This is a genomic window from Coleofasciculus sp. B1-GNL1-01 (assembly GCF_040220235.1).
Lineage (GTDB): Bacteria > Cyanobacteriota > Cyanobacteriia > Cyanobacteriales > Coleofasciculaceae > Coleofasciculus.
This window is the reverse complement of the sequence record NZ_JAVJTO010000088.1, coordinates 29,341-50,776: the sequence shown is the minus strand read 5'-3', so window position 1 is coordinate 50,776 and position 21,436 is coordinate 29,341. Positions and strand designations below refer to the sequence as shown.

Genomic DNA, 21,436 nt, shown 5'->3' with positions numbered 1-21,436 from the left:
CGGACTACCCTTCGGGAAGGCTTCGCATACATTGGTGTAGCAGCGATTTCAATCGCCGTAGTCAAAGGGGGTAATACTTCTGGGAAAAATACTGGGAATATAATAGACAACGCGGCTTTACAGCATTATTTTTTAATTGTATTAAACCTAAGCTTTGTAACTTAAACGCCAGTATCGATTCCAATGGTATAGGACAATTTGCCTCAACTACCGTTTTCATTGCTGCGGCTAACTCAGGATACTGTTGTAAATTCCATAACTGTCCCCGTAAATGATTGCTGTAAATTCCTGATTCGGTAGCAGCCGTTTGCAAGAGTTGTTCAAACGTAATATCCTCACGAGTCAGGGAATAAATGGCAAGCTGGATCAGATGCGGATGTCCTCCTACCATCTCTATTAACTGAGTCACCTGGGAATTATCCAAATTTAATCCTTGTTTTTGGGCTAACTCGTGCATTTGTTCGGATGTAAATTCTGGCAATTCAATTGGCACACCAACATTAAACGGTGAACGATTCGTATTAAGCTGAATATAAACATCGGTAGAATAGGAAATCACTAACCGCAATTTCTGCCACAGTCGGCTGGTTTTTGCTTCCTCATGCCAAACTCGCAGCATACCAAAAAAGTCTTGGGCAATTTTGGGATAGGGAAAAATTCGATCAACGTCATCTAACGCTAAGACTAAGGGCTGGTCTAATTGAGATAACAGATGATCTTCAAAATAAATCGTACAATTTTGAGAACTTCCTAACCCTTCTTCCCAATACTCCGCCAGTTGAGTCGGTAACTTTAACCGCCGACTAACAAACGTACAGAACCAGCGCAAAAATTCATCCAGTCCGCGCAAAACAGCTTGATCGGCGTGGAGTAAGTTTAAGCGAACGGTGCGATAATTTTCTTTAACTGCTTTTTCGAGAATCTTATCAATCAGCAACGTTTTTCCCATCCGCTTTGGGGCTTTAAGTCGCAGTAGGGAACCGGGCTTGACGATTGTTTCATAGCAACGCGATTCGCTGGGGGGACGCAGGATATAGGTAGAGACTTCAGGTTCAGTACCCGTCTGTTCTTCATCTACCTCTATTGCTAAAGATGAGTTCTTATCCGCGACAGAAAAATCAGCGATTTCCTCTAAATTCAGCCCCAACTTATGGCAAAGTTCATAAAAATTCAAATAGTCCACAGGTTTACCATTGAGGAAATTGGAGACGGTGGAGAGAGAAAGCTGTACACTCTCGGCTAAGTTTCGCTGACTCGCAAAACGATTTCGCGGTAGTGCAGCTTTGACTATTTCGATATACTGGGGAGCAACTTTTAGCGATCGCGACATGATTAAACACTTGAATCACCCTGCTGTGATCATAGTCTTCTCATCCCTCTGATCCCGCCAAGTCAGATATAAGTCACACATAAGTCGGACAATTTAGAACCCCGACTTCTTCAAGAAGTCGGGGCTCTGGTCAGGGATGAGAATTGAGAGATAATAATCAAGTGTATGCTCGCGGAAAATTTCTCCTCGTGTCCAAACCTCTCGTCCTCATGGATCATGATGGCGGTGTCGATGATTACTTGGCAACCGTCTTGCTGATGACAATGGATCACATCCAACCTTTGGGTATCGTTGTCACCCCGGCTGATTGCTATATTCAACCTGCTGTTAGCGCCACGCGCAAAATTTTAGACCTAATCGGATGTTCTCATATCCCCGTTGCTGAAAGTACGGTACGCGGGATTAATCCCTTTCCTCCCCTTTACCGCCGGGATGCGTTTATTGTGGATCATCTGCCAATTCTTAACCAGAATGACACTATCCAAACCCCCTTGCTGAAGGAAACGGGTCAAGAGTTTATTGTGCGATCGCTGCAAACGGCTGACCAACCTGTTACCCTGATGGTGACAGGACCTCTCACCACTGTCGCCACCGCCCTTAACCTCGCCCCGGATATCGAAGCCAACATTGAGAAAATCGTCTGGATGGGGGGGGCGATTCACGTTTCTGGTAATGTAGAAAAAAGCCTGGAACCTGGACAAGATGGTTCAGCCGAGTGGAACGCCTACTGGGACTCCCTCGCCGTCCATCAGATTTGGCAAACTCAGATTCCTATTGTCCTTTGTCCTCTTGACCTCACCAATACCGTCCCGGTTACCTCTGAGTTTGTTTACAAATTGGGGAAACAGCGTCACCATCCCATTTCCGATTTGGCGGGTCAATGTTACGCCTTAGTGATTCCCCAAGACTATTATTTCTGGGATGTTCTCGCCACCACCTATCTCGCCCATCCCGAGTTCTTTACCTGGCAAGATTGGGAAACCACCGTGATTCCGCAGGGTTCCAGTCAAGGTCGTATCCAGGTTGAGGCGGGAGGAAAACGGATTCGGGTGCTGGATACCGTCGATAAGACACAATACTACTCCTATCTTTTACATCAGTGGGCGCGGTAACATAGAAGATGTGATCCCAGTCACTTTAATCGCCCTCGGCAGACTTATCTGAGAATTATGCCTCCCCCACCCAATTAACCATTAACCCTTTCCGGGAATGCGATTGAGGGGTTAATCCCCTGCCAGTCTCACCCGTTGGATGAAAACTAAATGAGAATGGTTCATTTCTTTTAATAATTGTGATAGTCCTGTATTATGAATGATAAAAATAGCAAAAATATGACAGAAGCGATTTTTGAGCAGAGTCGTTACAGCAATGCTTGTCCCCTGCTTGTCTGGGAGAAGGGTTCAGACGCAGACTCTGCTCTTTTAAAGTTTCTATATAACATCTGACTTTTTTTAACGCCGAGAGGATACATAATTAGTGCTGATTGACTCTCACCTGACAACAGGTGAGACAAATTGGTTTTTTGTATCCTCTCCATTGAAGGGAAATTAGAGTGTAACGGGATTTTTACCATGACCTATTCCATCCCATCCACAGAACGTTCCGTGTCCCAGCCGACACAGCGTCAGCGTTCTACTGGTGGCAAACCACCCAACTCGTCAAAGTCCGACTCGTCAACATCCAAAGTTCATTCCTTGGCGGTGCTTTGGGCGAGGAAATACTATACGGCTGTTACCAACCAAGACCAAGATGAGTCAGTATCCAGTTTAGCGGCGGCGGATCTCAAGGAAACTGCCTCACTGGAAGCCAGAAAAAGCACGGCAGAGAAAATGATGCAAAAGCTCAACTTTGCCAGCGCCCAAGCCTGGTCATTGACCGAAACGCTGCTATCGGAGGAAATTCGGCGTCATGGTATTAATCCTGAATTAGTCAATCCCTTAGAAATTGCGGCTGATACCCGTTATCTGTTTCAAAAGACAGCGAATGCTTATGCTGAACGCGCAACACCCCGACGTTTATCGGTGATTGTCGGCAAAGATTTTGGTCAAGTGCGCCAAAAATATACTAGCGTTGACCGCCGTGCGATCGGGTTTGTCAGTATGCAATTCCACTATACGGGTCAAAAGCTACTGGAGTGGCTCTCCCCAGCGGAACAAAAGCTGTGGCTTCCCTATTTAAAGGTAATGGATGACCACATGTACATGCCCCTACAAGCGGCGTATGATGCGGCGGCGAACCATCCCTACAATTCCCCGGCGCTATTAGCGGTACAAAATCTGTTACCCATCAGTACGAAACTGGCTATTTCCGTTTGCCAACAAGTTTGTCGTCAGAATCCTAATTACGAAACCTACAGTGGTTCGTTGATTAGCAAAACCGTGAGAATTGCCAGTATCCGCGACGTGGAAATGTTTCAGGTGTATCTGTGTCTGTGTGTCTTAGAAGATGACATTCGGGCAGTGCAGCGAGAATTGTTTCCCCTGTGCGTTATGCTTTATCCGCGTCTGCGTGTGGGCTGGCGTTTAGTGCAAGATATGCTCAAAGCGATTGGTTGGGAAATGTACAATCGCCTACCTCCCGAAAATATGGCAACCTTTTTACCCTATCTGCGGACATTAACGGAGATGTTCTCCTGTGATGTGTTTCAAGAGCCAGAATAGCCTTGTAGAGACGTTGCCTGCAACGTCTTTACAGTCTGGAAAAGAAGAGTTCTATAATTTTATCGTTAAGTCTGGGTTTAAAACTGCGCTTGCGTGAAGAGAAGCGAGTACGACAAATGACGAATTACGAATGATGAATGACAAACGATAAAGTAACAGCAATTCTCAAAACTAGCTTGCTTGAATGATTTCCTGTTTAAGTTAATTCTATCTGGAGTTGCACTAAAAATTTAGTTTTGAGTGCTTAATCTCCCTAGTTTACAATTTTAGGAAATCTCAGCAATTTGTTGAGTGTTGCTGTTACTTTTCAATGAGGAAATAGAAATGAAATTTATCAGTCGGTTTTATACCTCCTAATTTGATTTTGTCAGTTCAACTTCTGTCATTAGTAAGCCTTTAGGCTTCAATTTCTAATGTAATCACCTTTGCAGGAAAGCACAAGTAAATGACATAGAAGTTTACGTTTCGATGATTAAAGGCTGTCGTTTGTGTTACAAATAATTTATGAATCAGGTTCTGTGAACCCAGTGTTCGCGGTAAGTGGTGATCAGATATTGACGGGTTGAAGCCTGTCATAAGCGCCAAATTTCCGTAATTCTACGGTAGCGATCGCATTTCTATATCTGGCTTAATTTTAAGTAAGTAGAAATACGGAGTCGGAGACAGGGTGTGATGGTGAGATGCAGGCAAAGTCAATCATGTCGGGGAATTTGTGTCACAGCAGGAGTGGCGATCGCGTGGCTTCTATCCCATTGGACAACTCCTACCGTTGCCCAAGTTATTCCGGATTCTACTCTAGGGGTAGAAGGTTCTGTGGTGACGCCGGATGTGATCATTCAGGGTTTCTCGGCGGATCAAATTGATGGGGGGGCGATTCGAGGAACCAATCTGTTCCACAGTTTCTCGGAGTTTAATGTCGGCGCGGGACAACGGGTTTATTTCGCTAATCCGACGGGAATTGACAATATTCTCAGCCGGGTGACGGGTACGGATATGTCGGATATTTTGGGAACTCTGGGGGTCAATGGTGGGGCAAATTTGTTTCTGATTAATCCGAATGGGATTGTGTTTGGTAAAAATGCCCAGTTGGATGTTCAGGGGGCGTTTGTGGCGTCTACGGCACAGGAGTGGGTGTTTGAGAATGGTACAGCGTTTAGTGCGACGAACCCCCAAGCGCCGCCATTACTGACGATTAACCTGACGCCGGGATTGCAATATGGGTCGAATTATCAAGGCGCGATCGCAAGTTCTGGTCGTTTAGCGGTAGGAGGGGATTTGATTCTGGCGGGTCGAACTCTTGACCTAGAGAATCAGGTACAAGCTGGGGGGAATTTGACTCTATTGGCGACGGATACGCTGAAGGTGCGCGATAGTGTGGCGAGTCCGTTTATTGCTTCAGCTATGGGTCAACTTTTGGTACAGGGGAATCAAACGGTTGATATTTTTGCCTTGAATCATCCCGATAGTGGGTTATTTTCCGGTGGGGATATGGTGTTGCGTTCTAGTAATACCGTGAGTGCGGATGCTCACTTCTGGAGTGGTGGAAATTTTCAGATTGAGCAGTTAGATAGTAGTTTAGGGAATTTGTCAAGTCCTTATGACCCAGTGATTCGGGCTAGGGGAGATGTGAGTTTTAATAGCTACACAGGTCCTTCTTTACATATTTTGGCTGGGGGAAGTGTCACGATTTCCGGGGATGTTGCTATAGAAGGTGTCGAGGCAAATGCTGATGCGATTAATGGGGATATTATCGTCTTATCGGATGGGACAGAAATCACGATTAATGGCTCGATAAGACCCACTTTAGATATCCGTGCGGGTACGACTGATTTTGGCACGCCTAATGCTGCACCACTTGATAATTTTAATCCCTTTGGCGACTTCGATCCAGCGCCGACGATTGACGCTGTAGGTACAGGAACGAGTGCAGATATTAGAATTGATGGTTTTATCGATATTCAGGCGGCGGATGGATTGCTGCTTTTAACGAATCAGTATCGCCCCAATCTTTCCTTGTCGGGGGGGAGTATTACTGTACCCTGGATTTTTACCGATGATGTTAATGGCGGTTTTTTTGGGAACAGTGGCTCTATTTTTATTGACTCCAGAGGCAATATAGAAGTCGGTCAGATTGATACCAGCAGCGTTTCCGGAAATGGCGGTGAAATTCGGATTATTTCTGGTCAAAATATTACTTTTACAGACAATGTTGATTCTTCGGTTCGACCTGATAATGGTTTAGGGTTTGGTGTCGGCGGCAATATTACTGTGACGGCTCAAGAAGAAATCGTTCTCCCTAGTGTAAATAGTTTAATTCGTAGCGTTACTCAGGGTCAAGGTAAAGGCGGTGATATTGAGATTAATACTAGGTCACTTTCTCTGATGGATGGAGCTAGAATTTTTACGGTTACTCAAAGAGAGGGAGAGGATTCAGGTCAAGGCGGTGATCTGACAATTAATGCCAGCGAATCTGTGGAAGTAATTGGTTTAGGTATACTCCCAGGTAGTGATCAGCCGATAAATACCAGTTTGCAAGCTAGGACTTTGGGAGATGGTGATGCTGGAGATTTGACCGTAAATACTAGACAGTTGATTCTGCGAGATGGTGGGATACTATCAACGACTAATTGTGGAAGCGGAGCAGTTAGTCGGTGTGGTACAGCGCAGTCAGGAACATTGAGAGTTAATGCGTCTGAATTTATAGAATTGTCGGGTACACCAGACATAGAAGATCCTCGTCCGAGTCCCAGTGGTATTTATAGTCAGAGTTTGCTTGATGGGGATGGCGGAGATATTTTCGTTGAAACCAGGCGATTGATTATCCGGGATGGGGCGGAGATTGCTGCGGCTCCTGAAAATACCAGTAGTGGAGCGGGTGGAAATGTCACAATCAAAGCCTCCGATTCAGTGGAATTAATTGGCACAAGACCTAATGGAACACCTGGAGGTTTGTTTACATTTTCTCGCGGTTCTGGAAATGCAGGAGACTTGAATATTGAAACAGGGCGATTGATTGTTCAAGATGGCGGATCAATATCAACAGGTACTGAACGTGAAGGTCAGGGAGGAAAATTGATTATCAACGCCCTTGAGTCGGTGGAATTAATTGGAACATCAAGAGTTAGCGGGAATGGTAGCAAAGTACAGGCAATAACTGGTGGTTCTGGTAATGGTGGGGATTTGGTGATTAATACCAGGCGATTGCTGGTACAAGATGGGGGATTAATATCATCTAGCACTTTTAGTTCAGGTCGAGCCGGGAATTTGAACGTGAATGCTACGGATTCAGTGGAAGTAATCGGTACTTCAGAGGCAGGTATTCAAAGTCGCGTATCTTTTGATACGTCTGATGAAGGTAATGCTGGAGATTTAACCATTACCACTGGACAGTTGCTGGTTCGGGATGGAGGACTGGTATCAGCAAAAACTACTGATCAAGGTCAAGCTGGAACGTTGGAGGTAAATGCTGATTCTGTTCAAGTAATTGGAAGTTCTGCAAATGGTCAAATTGTTAGTAGCTTATTATTTGATTCGTCGGCTTCTGAAACGGGAGGAAATGCAGGAGAATTAACGATTGATACAAGTCAGTTAATTGTTAAAGATGGCGGATTGGTTTCCGCGACAACGGCGAATACTGGTGAAGCGGGAAAATTAACCGTGAATGCGTCTGAATCGGTGGAAGTTATTGGTACAGCCCCGGATGGAACTACTCCTAGTCGCTTATTGTTTGATTCCTTAGCCTCAGAAACTGGGGGAAATGCAGGAGAATTAACTATTGATACAAGTCGGTTAATTGTACAAGATGGCGGATTGGTGTCAGCGACAACGGCGAATACTGGGGAAGCCGGAAAATTAACTGTAAATGCGTCTGAATCTGTAGAAGTTATTGGTACATCACCGAATGGTCAAACCCCTAGCCTTTTAGTCTTTGATTCGTCGGGTTCCGGTAATGCGGGAGAATTGAAGATTGACACAGAACGGTTAGTTCTTCAAGGCGGTGGACAAATATCCGCCACAACTTTTGACTCTGGACAGGGCGGAATTATAGAGGTGAACGCTTCAGAATCCGTAGACGTTAACGGTTCAGGAAGTGGCTTATTTTTTGAGTCTCGAAGTTTTGCGAATGCCAGAGGAATCACGCTGAATACGGGTCGTTTAACCGTGGAAAATGGGGGACAATTAACCGTGAGTGGGAGTGGTGCTGGCACGTCTGGGGATTTGGAAATTACGGCGGATTCTATCTTTTTAACCAATCAAGGACGCCTACGGGCAACAACGATGGCTAGTCAAGGGGGGAATATTCGTTTAGATGTGACCGATTCTATTATTATGCGCTTCAATAGTGAAATTGCGGCGGAAGCGTTTGGTACGGCGAATGGAGGCAATATTACGATTAATGCTGGGGGAATTGTTTGGGCAATTCTCTCGGAAAATAGTGATGTTGTAGCTAATGCATTTTCGGGTCAAGGTGGAAATATTTCAGCGACGGCTTTACTAATTGAAGGGTTTCGCCAATTTGAAGACCGCCGCACTCCAGAGAGTGATTTCACGGCGAGTTCTGAATTGGGAATTGATGGAACGGTAGACATTAATACGGAAACTCAACCTCAACTTGAACCGTTACCCCAGTTACAACCTGTAGACCCAATTGAAGCGCGATGTCAAGTCGGTCAACGGCGTGGAAGCAGTGAATTTATTATTTCCGGGCGCGGGGGTTTACCGCCCAATCCAATAAATAATGGTGGTTATAATCAGGGTTGGGTTGATTTTCGTGATCCGATAGGTTCGACGGAAAATCGGGTGAATTCAGGGGGAAATAATCCGCAGCCGGAGAGGAAATCAACTCAAATTATTGAGGCGCAAGGATGGATTATTAAGGAAAATGGAGAGGTAGAATTGGTGGCGGAAGTCCCGAATCCGACGCTGTATAGTTCCTGGCAAACTCCGAGTTGTCCTGCACCGAATGACGCGATTGTCCCGTAACTTACTTTTAGTCGGGATCTGGAAAACCTCTCTCCAAACCTCTCTCCTGCGAGGAGAGAGGCTTTGAATTATCTCCCTTCCGTGCAATAAAAGCAAAGCATCAATAACATTCGTATCAATCGCGATCATGCCATAATTCCTCTAAGCTGTCATGCATTTAAATTGGGTATTAGTAGCGAGCAAGATGCAAAGCCTGCGGCATGGCTTCGCTAAACGCACTACAAGGATTTCATGATGATTGACATTAAGGTTTAAATGCCGAACAGCTTATACCTTGGCGAATTGCTTCATCTATGTCCTCAAGACTTTTAGGCGTTCCATTATACTTTAAACAGCCTGCGACTTCATCTAATGTTGTTTCTGGAAAAGGTTTCCTCGGTTTCAAAAGAATCCCATCTCCCATTTCAATGGCGATTAATTCAAGTCCGGCTTCCCAGTGATGAGCATCTCGCAGAGACTTAGGAAGTATCACTTGACCTTGAGACGATATTTTTATTGTTTCCATAAATTGCTCAAGCCTTAACAATTGGGAATCTGTATAAATTATAACAGTCGCATCAGCGATCGCGAACTTAAATGACGAATGACGAATGACGATCTCCACCGTTAACTTTAATTGTCCCCACCTACTTATTACGCTTCATTTGTGCAACATAAGCTTCACTTTCGGCTGTATGACGGTCAATTTCTTCCCGATGATCGTAATAATACGCAATAGCAGCATAAACGGATGCTAAGGGTAAATCATACTCCTGAGCAATATCTTCTAGGGATTCTCCCATCTCTAGATAGAGTTTGGTAATAGTAGCTACTGGCATTCTTGTACCAGCAATGCGAGGTTTACCGCAGCAATAGTCAGGATCGATGGCAATATGTTCTGTGCTTATGGGTTGAAGCCGCATATTTTAGTTTTGGGCAAGAAGAATACTTTTGTGATTTTATCATATTATGTTATGTGTAGAGTAGAGAGAGGAGTTCTGCGATCGCCATTCTATATTTGTTGGTGGTAAGCTGTTCGGCATTTAAACCTTAATATCATTAATGGCGCAATCCTTGTAGTGCGTTAAGCGAAGCCATGCCGCAGGCTTTGCATCTTGCTCGCTACTAATACTCACTTGCGACTAATACCCACTTGCGACTAATACTCACTCACTACTAATACTCACTTGCGACTAATACCCACTCACTACTAATACTCACTTGCGACTAATACCCACTTGCGACTAATACTCACTCACTACTAATACTCACTTGCGACTAATACCCACTTGCGACTAATACCCACTTGCTACTAATACCCACTTGCTACTAATACCCAATTTAAATGCATTACAGCTTAAGCTATTTCTTGTTCTGTCGCTATTGGGGGGAAAGCGTGACGATGAACTGGCGCTAAAGCGCAACTACAAGCGCAACTACAAGCGCAATTACAAGCGCAATTACGAACAAGGTTGAATGACTCTTATGAATTTATTCTTTAAATATGGTCTGATTGGTTTCTGTTTGACTCTGTTGATTGGCTTGGGTCAACCTTATCTCATTGGTCAATCGGTACTTAGTACCGAACCTCCGCGAATTCTTAGCCAAAGTCCTATTGTTGATAGCAAGACTTTGATTGAACAAGGTCAAGGGTATTATCAAAATGGACAATTTATCGAGGCGGTAAGTCTCTGGCAAGATGCGGTATCTCTATTGGCTGATGAAGGGAATCAACTTCAACAAGCGCGAGTCTTAAGTTATCTGGCTTTGGGTTTCCAAGAATTGGGAAAATGGCAAGAGGCGAAAGACGCGATCGCACTCAGTTTTAACCAACTCCAATCTCTTCCTGATTCTCCGGATAAATCTTTAATTTTGGCTCAAGTTCTTAATAATCAAGGACATTTGCAACTCGCTCTGGGAAATGCGGCTGATGCTCGACAAACTTGGGAAAAGGTACATCGCCTCTACACCCGCTTGGGAGATGAAACCGGAAGTATTGGTAGCTTGATTAATCAAGCTCAAGCTCAACAAAGTCTAGGACAGTTACGGGAGGCATTTAAAACGTTAACTCTGGCAACTATACGTCTGCAACGCCAACCGGATTCTTTGCTTAAATTTACGGCTTGGTCTCGTTTAGGAGAATTGGTGCGGGTTGTGGGTAATTCTAATCTGTCTGATCCCAATTGGTTATCTTTAAAACAATCTTTCCAGTTCAATACTTTAACTAACTTAGAGCAATCTAAATACTTATTAGATAAAAGTTTGACTCTGGCGCAAAGCTTGGACAATACAGAAGCGATGGCTGAAGCGTATTTCCAGTTGGGAAACTGGGCGAAGGATACTTATCATCACCAGCGCAGTCTCTACGAAAGAACTCGCCCCTCTCTCCAGAACATTCAACCTGTTCTGGATGCTGTGGCTCAAGCTGGCGATTATTATCAACAGGCAATAACTCTATCTAATTCGTCCCTAATTACGCTCCAATCTCAGCTAAATTACCTGAGTGTTTTATTCAATACCCAACACTGGTTACTTAAGCAACGTCACTGGTCAAATGCTCAAACCTGGTGGCAGGAAAAACTTGTACCGCAACTGCCGAATTTAACCCAAGTTCAAGCCAAGATCACTACATTACCTCCTAATCACACCGCTATTGATTGCCAAATTCAGTTTGCTCAACTGCTGGTTACTTTAAACCAAATTAAGGAAACGGTTAACCAAAACCAGGTACAGGTTCCCACCATTTATCGCCATAGCATTTGGACAAGATTGGAGGGTTTATTAACCGCAACCTTTGACAAAAATCAACAAATTATTCAACAAACCCAGGATGTAGAGGATCGGCGCAGTGAGGCTTATGTGACGGGGATTAGTGGTAAACTCTATGAATCCACTCAGAACCTGGACAATGCCCAGGAATTAACTAATCAAGCGATTCAAATTAGCCAATCGATTCAGGCGTGGGATATTGCTTATCAATGGCAATGGCAACTGGGACGCTTGCGGAAAGCCCAGGGAAACATTGAAGGAGAATTGGGCGCGATACGTTCTGAAAGAACACGCTCCGCGATCGCGGCTTATCAAGCGGCGGTCAATACACTCAATACGATTCGCCAAGATTTAGCCACTCTCAATCCTGATGTTCGCTTTTCATTTCGCGATGAAGTTGAGCCGATTTATCGAGAATTAATTGATTTGCTTTTGCGAGATGAAACGCCATCTCCGCAAAATTTAATCCAAGCCAGAGAGGTTTTAGCTCAACTGCAATTAGCGGAATTAGAGAACTACTTACAAGAAGCCTGTGCATCATCAGATCCGGCTTTGATTGACCAAATTGTTGATGAACATGCCCCGAATACGGCGGTTATTTATACCATTCTTTTAGATAATCGATTAGAGGTTATCCTTAAATTACCTCAACCCTCGGAATGTAACAAAATTAACGACGACAACTGTCAACACTGTAGAGACGTTGCATGCAACGTCTCTACACCATGGCGATCGAAAATTAACCCCAGTCATTCTAAATCGAATCCCACTGAAATTTTGGCGGGTGCAACTTTACAACACCATCGCGTCAAACTTTCCCCCCGTCAGGTGGAAGAAAGAGTTGATCAACTCCGCACTCAACTTACCAATCCCCAACGGACTTCTCGCTATAGTCAAGCGATTCAAAATACCTCGCAACCCATCTATAATTGGTTAATTGCTCCCTTTGAATCCCAGCTTAAAGCGAATAGGATAAACACCTTGGTTTTTGTCCTTGATGGTGCCTTACAAACCATTCCCATGGCAGTGCTTTGGGATGGGAACCAGTACCTAATTGAAAAATATGCGATCGCGCTAAATCGAGAACCCCAATTACTCGCCCCTGTACCCCTCTCCCAGTACCCCTTACAGACGCTGGCTTTTGGACTCTCTCAGGTGCGCTCCGGTTTTGCCCCTCATAAAAGCTTTCAATCCCTCGCCAATGTTGAAGCCGAACTATCACAAATTCCGTCAGATGTAACGCTACTCAATGATGCATTTACCAGTCAAGCCCTGCAAAATCAAATCAACGCTCGCCCCTTTTCTATTGTTCATTTTGCCACCCACGGACAATTTAGTTCTAATCCCAATGAAACCTTTATTTTGGCATGGGATAAACGAATTCAGGTGAATGAATTAAGTCATTATCTCAAAAGTCGCGAGGAAAGTTTACCTGATCCGATTGAACTGTTAGTGTTGAGTGCTTGTCAAACCGCTAATGGGGATAATCGGGCGACATTAGGGCTGGCGGGAATAGCGGTTCGGGCTGGGGCGCGGAGTACGATTGCGACGTTATGGGAAGTGAATGATCAATCAACGACTGCTTTTATTCAGTTGCTTTATCAACAGTTAACTAATTCCACGGAACCGATGAGCAAAGCGGAAGCGATACAACAAGTTCAGAAGGCGTTTTTAACCAATGCGAATTATAAACATCCCTATTATTGGGCACCTTTTGTTTTAATTGGCAATTGGCTTTCGCTGTTTCCAGGATGAATTTATCGCTAGATGAGGGCATGATAGTATCGTGTCCCTACCTAATCAAATTAATGATCTCTACCCTTTGGTAGGGGCATGGCATTGCCATGCCCTATAATCACTATTGGCTATTGCCTATTCTCTAGCACGTAGCGCTATAAGAGGATAAAATGGTATAGTAATACTACATTTTGCGTTTTAACTTTGAATAGCGGGTAGCCCAATATGCAACTCGAAGACTATTTTAATATTCTCGCTCCCAATGACATAAGGCTTAAAGGTTCGCGGATCGGAATTGAGACAATCTTGTATGAGTACATTTATCGCGCTCGTACTCCAGAAGAAATTGCCAAAATTTATACTACTCTTTCCCTAGAACAAGTTTATGCCACAATTCTTTATTATCTGCATAATCAAGAAACAGTTAGTAACTATATAGAAGATTGGTTAGAGTGGGGGCAAAAAATGCGGCAAGAGCAACGACGTAATCCATCACCTGTCGTGAGAAAACTCATGCAATTAAAGGCGGAAAGCGAGGCAATAAATTAGAGAAATAATGCTCAAGTATCTAATGGATGAAAATATGAATCCAATCTATATTAATCAACTGCGACGACGAGAACCAAAGTTGGTGATCCGGGCAGTTGGAGAACCCTCTACTCCGGTGAAAAGCACATTAGATCCAGAAATCCTAATTTGGTGTGAAGAGCATAACTTTATTCTAGTTACTAATAATCGTACTTCAATGCCCGTGCATTTAGCTGATCACCTCAGTCAAGGTCGCCACGTACCAGGAATTTTTATTTTAAACCCTGATATGGGTATTGGTGAAACAATCAATGAACTAATACTTATTGCTGAAGGAGCTTTAGATGACGAATATCAAGACCAAATTATTTACTTACCCATTTGAACCTGACAATACTCATTACCTCCCTGAACTTCTACTCTCCTAGTTATTGATATTATGATTATGTTTTTTTTACGCAGAGGTACGCAGAGAGGGTTTGTCGTTGTCAGATGTGAGGAGTTTTTCTACTGTTTTTCTAGGGTGCAGCAGGGTAGAATTGGCTTTTCAGCAAGGGATTCCCAACCGATATATTCTAGTAAATCTGCCCAGGCTGGCTCCGTTTCTTGGGGTGTTTGGCGGTGCAGGTTGGCTAGTTCGGTGATGGTGTCAAACCATAAACCGTTTTGAGCATAAATGACTATTTTATCTTGGGGCGTATCACTGTTAAAGGGTGTGTCATTTTGTACCCGTTGAATCCAGCCATCAACAAAAAAGTTAGGTGTTGAGGGTTGAGTCTGACAATAGAGTTTCAGTGACCAATAATACCATTGTCCGGGTTCTAGTGGGGGTTCATTGGTGGGGATGGCTAGGCTAATAATTCCGGGAGTTTGGGGGAGATTGAATTGAAAGTTGGATTGGTAATCTGCTTCATTTTCGAGGCTAAATTGGGCGACTTGAGCCGATGCTGCTGTGGCGGGAAGATAAAACCAAAATGTTGGATGTTGACTCTGGGTTAATCCCCAAACATGAGTTTCTGGTAAGCTGTTCCGGGTTTTTTCTATGGTGGGGACAAAGGCGACTAATTGCTTATCGGTTGCGGAGGGCTGTGCGTCACAGGGTCCACGGGTTCCTGAATCCGCTTGTTGTCCCGGTGTGTCTTTATCCGGTGGGGGTGGTGGTTGATTGAAGATGAGGGCGTCGAGGGGGGATTTCTGGGCGATGATTAGAAGGGGTATAATGGCAAGGTTGAATAGTTTGTTTGTCATTTGTTGTTTGTCCTTTTTATTTGTTTTTTGTTATACTTGTGTCGTCACGATTTGAGGCTGGTAAAAGGCTAAAGCCCTTACTACAAACATTACTACAAACATTACTACAAACCATTAAGGCGATCGCGGATGGGATTAGGGGTATCCAATAACCGTGAATTAATAGAATTAAACTGAGTCCTGATAATAAAACTAATGCTGTACATAAGGCGAGGATTTGGTAGGGGCGTTTGGGGATTAACTGAATCAATAGTCCGCCGATGAAAGAACATCCGCCAATCCACAATACTTCACTCCAGAAATTCCCCGGTTGAATTAAGGGACGTTGATCGAGTACCGCGCTGAGTATCTGACTCACCCCATGCGCCTGAATTTCTAAGCCGCGCATTTCACCGTAGGGGGTAGAGAAGCTATCTTTGATGCTGGTGGCGGTAACGCCTATTAATATTACTCGATTCTTGACCCATTGGGGATTAATTTTACCTTGGAGAACTTCGGTTAAGGTTACGGATTGGGCGATGGGTTGAACCGCACGGTAGTTGAGGAGGATTTGTTGACCTCTAGAATCATAGCGTTGATATCCGCCAGCACGGGGGTTTAAATCGGTAAAGATAACATCCTTAAGCTGTAAGTTGCCGTTTTTGGCGGTAAATTTGGGTAAAATTTTCTCGGCGGCTAAATAGCGAAAGGCGAGTTGAACGTTGAGGGCGTAGGGGGTGGGACAGGGTGAAATTGAAGGGACTTTTTGATATAATAACTGGCGGCGTAGTGAACCCGTTTCGGTGTTGTTGCTGTCCACTAATACGTTACTAAAGCCGAGATTTTGCCAGGGAAGATTGGGGAAGGAGGCGGTTCCTTGATCGCTTTCACTGCTAACTTTACAGATATGAATCACCTGATTGGTTTGGCGTAGATAGGTGGGTAAATCGAAGGACGATTCTACTGTACGATCGCGATAATGAATGGGGTTATCTCGATAGATGTCTAAGCCGATTACTCGCGGTTGCATTGATTCCAGTTTCTGCAATAATTGGACTAGAATGTCATCGGATAACGGATAGCGGTATTGGTTGATATCGGCTTCGGTTATTTTCACCAGCAAGAGGCGCGAGTCTAAGGCTTCGGTTGGGCGCAATCGGATTAATCCATCCAAGGCTTGTAATTCTAACCCTTGCAATAAGCCAAGCGATCGCACGCCAATCACCACCACGCTGACAACTCCACTCAGGATCGGAATTGTCCAAGCTGGGGTCTTGACAGAATGCTCATTTTGTGCTGGAAGTTGGGATTTGACCCATTGGCGATTAAAGATGGATTTGTAGATGGGGTTATGAACCCTGAGTTTACCCTGACGCTGAACTACTAATCCAGAGAGTAGCAATTCCTGTTGGGTGTGACTCTCATCGGTGGGAATTTCTCCTCGGTGTAGGATTTGCTGATAGAGGCGAAGTAAGGGGATTGAACCATGGTGACTAAGGAGGATGCGATCGCGTATCGTTCTCAGATGTTCGGGATGATCGGTGAATTCCCAGTTTAGCAGAATCTGCGATCGCACGATTTGTTTCACGAATTCCCGTTCATTGTTGTCGGGGCGAATTTTACTCATAAGCCTTCTTGATAAACCCCCTAATCTAGGGAAATTCGCCGGATTTATCCTTAGAGGTTTACGGCTAAAATTATCGCAGCAATCGATAACTTGACTCAACCTTCCCTTGTCGATAATTTTGTCTAACTGAGAGTCACAGGACAGTTGTACCAAATGACACAATTTTTGGGTAAGAAAGGGTTGACCCCCTGTCCAATATAATATCGCTTCCAGCACTTTTCGTGGATGCTTAACCCTTCCTGCAAATCCTTTGGTTAAAATCAGCGCTTCATTGAGTTTAAACCCCCGTAATTCTATCGCTTTGCCAATATTAAACGGTGTTTTCGTTTTATCTTGGATTAAATCCGATGGGCTGGCTACTCCTAACAAGGCAAAGGTTAAACGCTGATAGCGTTGCTTCGTATCTCGTCCATTATAGTAGGATCGAATTAAGGCAAAGAAATCATCGGTGGGGAAGGATAAATTTAGGGTACTGTCGATTTCATCGATAAAAATGACTAAATTTTGAGGGATAATGTCTAGGACAACCGCTTCAATAAATTCTCCCAACCGCTGTACAGGTGATAAGGAGTCATGTTCATCCCACCACAGTTTCCATTTGACGCGATTCGCCAGTCGTAATTCACTGACTAAACGATAAGCAATTCCCTTGTACCATTGTTGTTCATTCGCCTGACTTCCAATTCGAGTTAAATCAACTACCGCACAGGCAATTCCTGCGGCTTCCAGGCGTTTTTGGGTGTTTACTCGTAAGCTGGATTTGCCCATTTGTCGGGAATTTAGCACGTAGCAAAATTCTCCGGCTTTTAATCCCTCATAGAGTTCTTTATCTGCTGAACGCATGACATAGCTTGTTGCATTTGGTGGTAAGCTTCCGCCTACATGATAGTCATTGGTCATTTGTCAAAACACTGATTTCACGGATTTATTGGGGAGATAGGGGTAGGAGGTGAGAGCTTATTGACACTGATTACACAGACAAGGAAAGTTCTCTCATCAAGATAGGATGATTAGGATTTTAAGTGTCATTGGTCATTTGTTATTATTCTCTGTTGCTTAAACCTTAATATCAATAATGGCGCAATCCTTGTAGTGGGTTTAGCGAAGCCATGCCGCAGGCTTTGCATCTTGCTCGCTACTAATACCCAATTTAAATGCATGACAGCTTACAAACCCTCCCCAAAATTCGCCAAGCGAGAGCCAAAATAGTCACGATAAAGCTCACATCTGATTGTTACTCTATTTCCGTTTAAATCTACCAATCCCAGACTTTCAAGCTGGTAGGCAAGTTTTGACGCTAATTCTACGCTATTGCTGGCAGCCACTACTTTTTTTAGCGCCGGAATTAATGCTGGATTTTCCTGCAATTCTAGCCAAATCTTGCGTAAATAATTTCCATAAATACCAGAATCTGTCGCCGCTTCATTTAATAGCTGTGTTAGAGTCGTATTCTGTAAGGTTTTGAGTTCAAATAACGCTTTTTTAATTAAGCCGGGATGTCCGCCTACCCGATTCATTAATAAACTGACATCAGCCTGATTGAATACCTGTCCATGCTTTTGGGCTAACTCAGTGACTTGTTCGGCGGTAAATTCTGGCAAAGAAACAGTTAATCCCACATTAAACGGCGAGTGATTGATATCTAGGGGAATATAAGCTTCCGTCGAATGAGAGACAATTAACCGCAGTTTCTGCCAATTATCCAGAATTTTACTATCCTCATGCCATGCCCGTAGCATACCAAAAAAGTCTTGAGCGATCGCTAAATGAGGAAAGAGGCGATCAACCGTATCCAAGCCTAAAACTAAGGGACTATCAATTTGCTCTAATAAATAGTCCTGAAAATAAGCCGAGCAGTTATCATTACTACTGAGATCCACATCCCAATATTCCTGAATTTGCAGCGGTTTTTGCAGTTGACGACTGACACTCATACACAACCAACGCAAAAATTGATCCAGATTTTTGACTACCGATTCTTCCGGTTGACATAAATTTAAATAGACTGGGTGATAACCTTGTTGTTTCGCCAAATTCAAAACTCTTGCCATTAACTCTGTCTTTCCCATTTGCCGAGATGCCTTAATCCGAAGTAACGCGCCCGGTGCAAAAAGACTTTGATAGCAACACAATTCAATTGGGGGGCGTTCTACATAAGGATAATTGGCGATTGGAGAGGGTGAACTTACCGCCGTTTTATTCATCCCCGTGGTGCCATTCCCTTGACAGAGAACATACCCTTTTTTTAACCAATCTCGGACTATCTTAAATTTTCCCTTTTTATCCGTATTAAGCTGAGGACAACTCCTCAGCAAATGAGTATACACCCCCTTCCCCAGTCGCCGTTGCAGCGTCACTTCACTAATATTCAAATCCTGTGCCACCTGGATATCCGAACGGGGTAAATTTCGCTCATCAAACCGAACCAAGAACGCTTGTCGCTCATCTTCTGCAAACAAATCATGAGTATCCGCGACTCGTTCTAGAAATGCATCCCACAACATATAGCTATTTTCCTGTAATCACCTGTAGGGGCGAGTTTAGCCTATAACCAGAGGATACCACCGATACCTTATCCACACCACCCACCCTGACTTAAGATGATGATACCTTTTGATACCTTTTGATACCTTTTGATACTTTCTGTAAATTCCCCACCGCTAGGTTAGCGGGCAAATTGATAGGTTGCGGGGGGTTAAGGGCAGTAAGTTTACTCTTTAATAAGGATAGTCAGAAAATCCACGAATTGGAGCGAGGCAAGCCTAATTTCGCCGGATTTCCCATTTTCCAAGGACAAAGGAAAAATGACAGATGACAAATACGAACCTGAGTTTGTATCGGTTTACAAATAAAACGCTAACCCCTGTACACTATGCAGTATTCTAGTCGTAGGGTGCGTTAGCGAAGCGTAACGCACCAGGTTCGCTCCAGCCCCGTCATGAAACCCAACAGAATTTAGGGCTAAAGCCCTGACTCCATAACAGTTTAAGGAGAAACCCATGTCTAATCGTAATACACTATTAATTAGCGCAAAACTGATTAGTTTAATCGCTGCAATGGGCTTAATTTTGCCCACAGGAGAAGCCGCCCAAGCCGCCACATTACGAGCCTTAAATGAAGGCTCCATTCTCAGTATCTTTGAAGAATGTCTCAACGATGGCGGCGCACTTGATCCGGGGAAAAAACCCAGACCCAAACCTAGTGATGACGCCCCCTGGGATCATAGTCAAGATTCCCCCAATGATGGCGTTGATGGCGATATCGTTGGCGGCAAAGATAATCGCTATGAACTCTACGGGATGTCTGTCAAAGAAACCGTTGATAGCATTTTGGTTGTCCTCAATGGCAATATGCCCTTAACCGGTGTAGAGGGAACTGACGCGGATGACGGGAATACGGGTTGGGGTGATTTATTCATCAACTTGACTGATCAAGACTTTACCACCGCCAGTGACGCGGGTGATTTATTTGCCGTTCGTTTCTCTCCCAACAGTGATTCCGGCGCACCCGAAGTGGGTCTATACGCCAATGTTACCGCCAAAAGTGTTACAGGAGAAAACAATGGTTTTAGCAGCATAGAAGCCTATAATAATGCTGTGGTTACCCGAGACTGTATTCCCGGTTTATGTGAACCCAGTTTCGGGGATTTACCCGCCACAACAACCTATTTTGATCAAGGTCAAAGTCTCAACTCTATTGCATCGGGAGAGTTTATTGCCGATATTATATATCTGAGTGATTCTGATTTAATAACGGCAGGTTACGACTTAAATCAGTTTGATGGCAATCACAATATTGCCTTTAAATTTGACAAATCCGGTATTTGCGAACGGGATTACTGTGAATCTGTACCTGAACCAGGTACAGTTTTTGGTTTAGGCACCGTAGGCTTAATTTTTGTTAGTCAACTTCGCAAACGTCGTCGGATGTAAACAAATTGTAGAGACGTTGCAGGCAACGTCTCTACTAACCGTCATTCATGACAGTTTCCAAGGAGGGATAAAGACCATAATTTTAATTCGGCAAATTGTACAACAAGCGCTCACCAATGGTTATCTTAGCGTTGAAGCAGAAAACCAACTCCGACAATTACTCCAAACCACAAAATATGGCTTAGAAGACATCAACGCCTTTATGAAATTGCAACAAGCGGTAATTGCGGGGATGGTGAGGCAAAAGTCGCGAGAATTGAGCGCAGAAACATAAGATAGGGCGCAGGTTGGGAATAGGGCGCACGTCGGTGCGCCCCTACTCTTAAAACAGGTTGAATAGATTCATCAATACCATAGATTTTTGACCCAAAAGTTTCTGCCTATTTGTAGGGACACGACACTGTCGTGTCCTTATATAGTGTTTTCATTTGAGATGTGAAACTCAATAGGCAACAGCAGGAGAAAGCGGCGTCTGTTTTTTTTGTCCTTACAGGACTTACTAAATTGAATTTAACTGACTGGTATGCTGGTGGGCAATGCCCATCCTACTGACTTGGTGGTTGTTATAGCTTACCCTCTAAGCTGTTCGGCATTCAAAACTTAATGTCAACAATGACGAAATCCTTGTAGTGCGTTTAGCGAAGCCATGCCGCAGGCTTTGCAT

Annotated in this window: 14 protein-coding genes; 8 read left to right on the top strand and 6 right to left on the bottom strand. The window is 44.0% G+C overall.

The window, feature by feature from the left end; all coding sequences use genetic code 11:
* Positions 1 to 61: 61 nt before the first annotated feature.
* Positions 62 to 1,330 carry an AAA-like domain-containing protein gene (locus tag RID53_RS21615; protein ID WP_446390053.1) on the bottom strand — a complete coding sequence of 423 codons (1,269 nt, stop codon included), beginning with the start codon at positions 1,328 to 1,330 and terminating at the stop codon, positions 62 to 64.
* A gap of 188 nt (positions 1,331 to 1,518) precedes the next feature.
* Here RID53_RS21615 and RID53_RS21610 point away from each other — a divergent pair, with 188 nt between their 5' ends.
* From RID53_RS21610 to RID53_RS21600, 3 genes are all read left to right on the top strand, one after another.
* Positions 1,519 to 2,442, top strand: coding sequence for a nucleoside hydrolase (locus RID53_RS21610; RefSeq protein WP_446390052.1), 924 nt, complete (start codon positions 1,519 to 1,521; stop codon positions 2,440 to 2,442).
* Between the two features lie 459 nt (positions 2,443 to 2,901).
* Positions 2,902 to 3,990: a hypothetical protein gene (locus RID53_RS21605; protein WP_446390051.1), complete on the top strand. Its 1,089-nt coding sequence runs from the start codon at positions 2,902 to 2,904 to the stop codon at positions 3,988 to 3,990.
* A gap of 672 nt (positions 3,991 to 4,662) precedes the next feature.
* A complete protein-coding gene (locus RID53_RS21600; protein ID WP_446390050.1) occupies positions 4,663 to 8,973 on the top strand; it encodes a two-partner secretion domain-containing protein in 4,311 nt (1,436 codons plus the stop codon).
* Between the two features lie 244 nt (positions 8,974 to 9,217).
* Here the strand turns inward: RID53_RS21600 and RID53_RS21595 are convergent, their stop codons facing one another.
* Entirely contained in the window at positions 9,218 to 9,478 is a 261-nt protein-coding gene (locus tag RID53_RS21595; protein ID WP_446390049.1) for an AbrB/MazE/SpoVT family DNA-binding domain-containing protein, read from the bottom strand.
* 121 nt (positions 9,479 to 9,599) lie between these two features.
* Positions 9,600 to 9,875, bottom strand: a complete 276-nt coding sequence (locus tag RID53_RS21590) for a DUF433 domain-containing protein (RefSeq protein WP_446390048.1) — start codon at positions 9,873 to 9,875, stop codon at positions 9,600 to 9,602.
* 562 nt (positions 9,876 to 10,437) lie between these two features.
* Between RID53_RS21590 and RID53_RS21585 the strand changes: the two genes are divergently transcribed.
* The 3 genes from RID53_RS21585 to RID53_RS21575 all read left to right on the top strand — a co-directional run bounded on the left by RID53_RS21585 (position 10,438) and on the right by RID53_RS21575 (position 14,371).
* The gene (locus RID53_RS21585; RefSeq protein ID WP_446390047.1) at positions 10,438 to 13,476 is read left to right on the top strand and encodes a CHAT domain-containing protein; all 3,039 of its coding nucleotides are present in this window, start codon (positions 10,438 to 10,440) and stop codon (positions 13,474 to 13,476) included.
* A gap of 207 nt (positions 13,477 to 13,683) precedes the next feature.
* Entirely contained in the window at positions 13,684 to 14,007 is a 324-nt protein-coding gene (locus RID53_RS21580; protein ID WP_446390046.1) for a DUF433 domain-containing protein, read from the top strand.
* 4 nt (positions 14,008 to 14,011) lie between these two features.
* Entirely contained in the window at positions 14,012 to 14,371 is a 360-nt protein-coding gene (locus RID53_RS21575; protein WP_446390128.1) for a DUF5615 family PIN-like protein, read from the top strand.
* 122 nt (positions 14,372 to 14,493) lie between these two features.
* Here RID53_RS21575 and RID53_RS21570 read toward each other — a convergent pair whose 3' ends face one another.
* The 3 genes from RID53_RS21570 to RID53_RS21560 form a co-directional block, all read right to left on the bottom strand.
* A complete protein-coding gene (locus RID53_RS21570; protein WP_446390045.1) occupies positions 14,494 to 15,234 on the bottom strand; it encodes a DUF928 domain-containing protein in 741 nt (246 codons plus the stop codon).
* A 16-nt stretch (positions 15,235 to 15,250) separates the two neighbouring features.
* Positions 15,251 to 17,740, bottom strand: a complete 2,490-nt coding sequence (locus tag RID53_RS21565) for a CHASE2 domain-containing protein (RefSeq protein ID WP_446390044.1) — start codon at positions 17,738 to 17,740, stop codon at positions 15,251 to 15,253.
* A 266-nt stretch (positions 17,741 to 18,006) separates the two neighbouring features.
* Positions 18,007 to 19,344 (bottom strand): AAA-like domain-containing protein, encoded by a 1,338-nt coding sequence (locus RID53_RS21560; protein WP_446390043.1) that lies wholly within the window; start codon positions 19,342 to 19,344, stop codon positions 18,007 to 18,009.
* Positions 19,345 to 19,839: 495 nt separating this feature from the next.
* On the opposite strand from RID53_RS21560, the gene RID53_RS21555 reads away from it, so the two are divergent.
* Positions 19,840 to 20,772 carry a PEP-CTERM sorting domain-containing protein gene (locus RID53_RS21555; protein WP_446390042.1) on the top strand — a complete coding sequence of 311 codons (933 nt, stop codon included), beginning with the start codon at positions 19,840 to 19,842 and terminating at the stop codon, positions 20,770 to 20,772.
* 76 nt (positions 20,773 to 20,848) lie between these two features.
* Positions 20,849 to 21,046, top strand: a complete 198-nt coding sequence (locus RID53_RS21550) for a hypothetical protein (protein WP_446390127.1) — start codon at positions 20,849 to 20,851, stop codon at positions 21,044 to 21,046.
* Positions 21,047 to 21,436 lie beyond the last annotated feature (390 nt).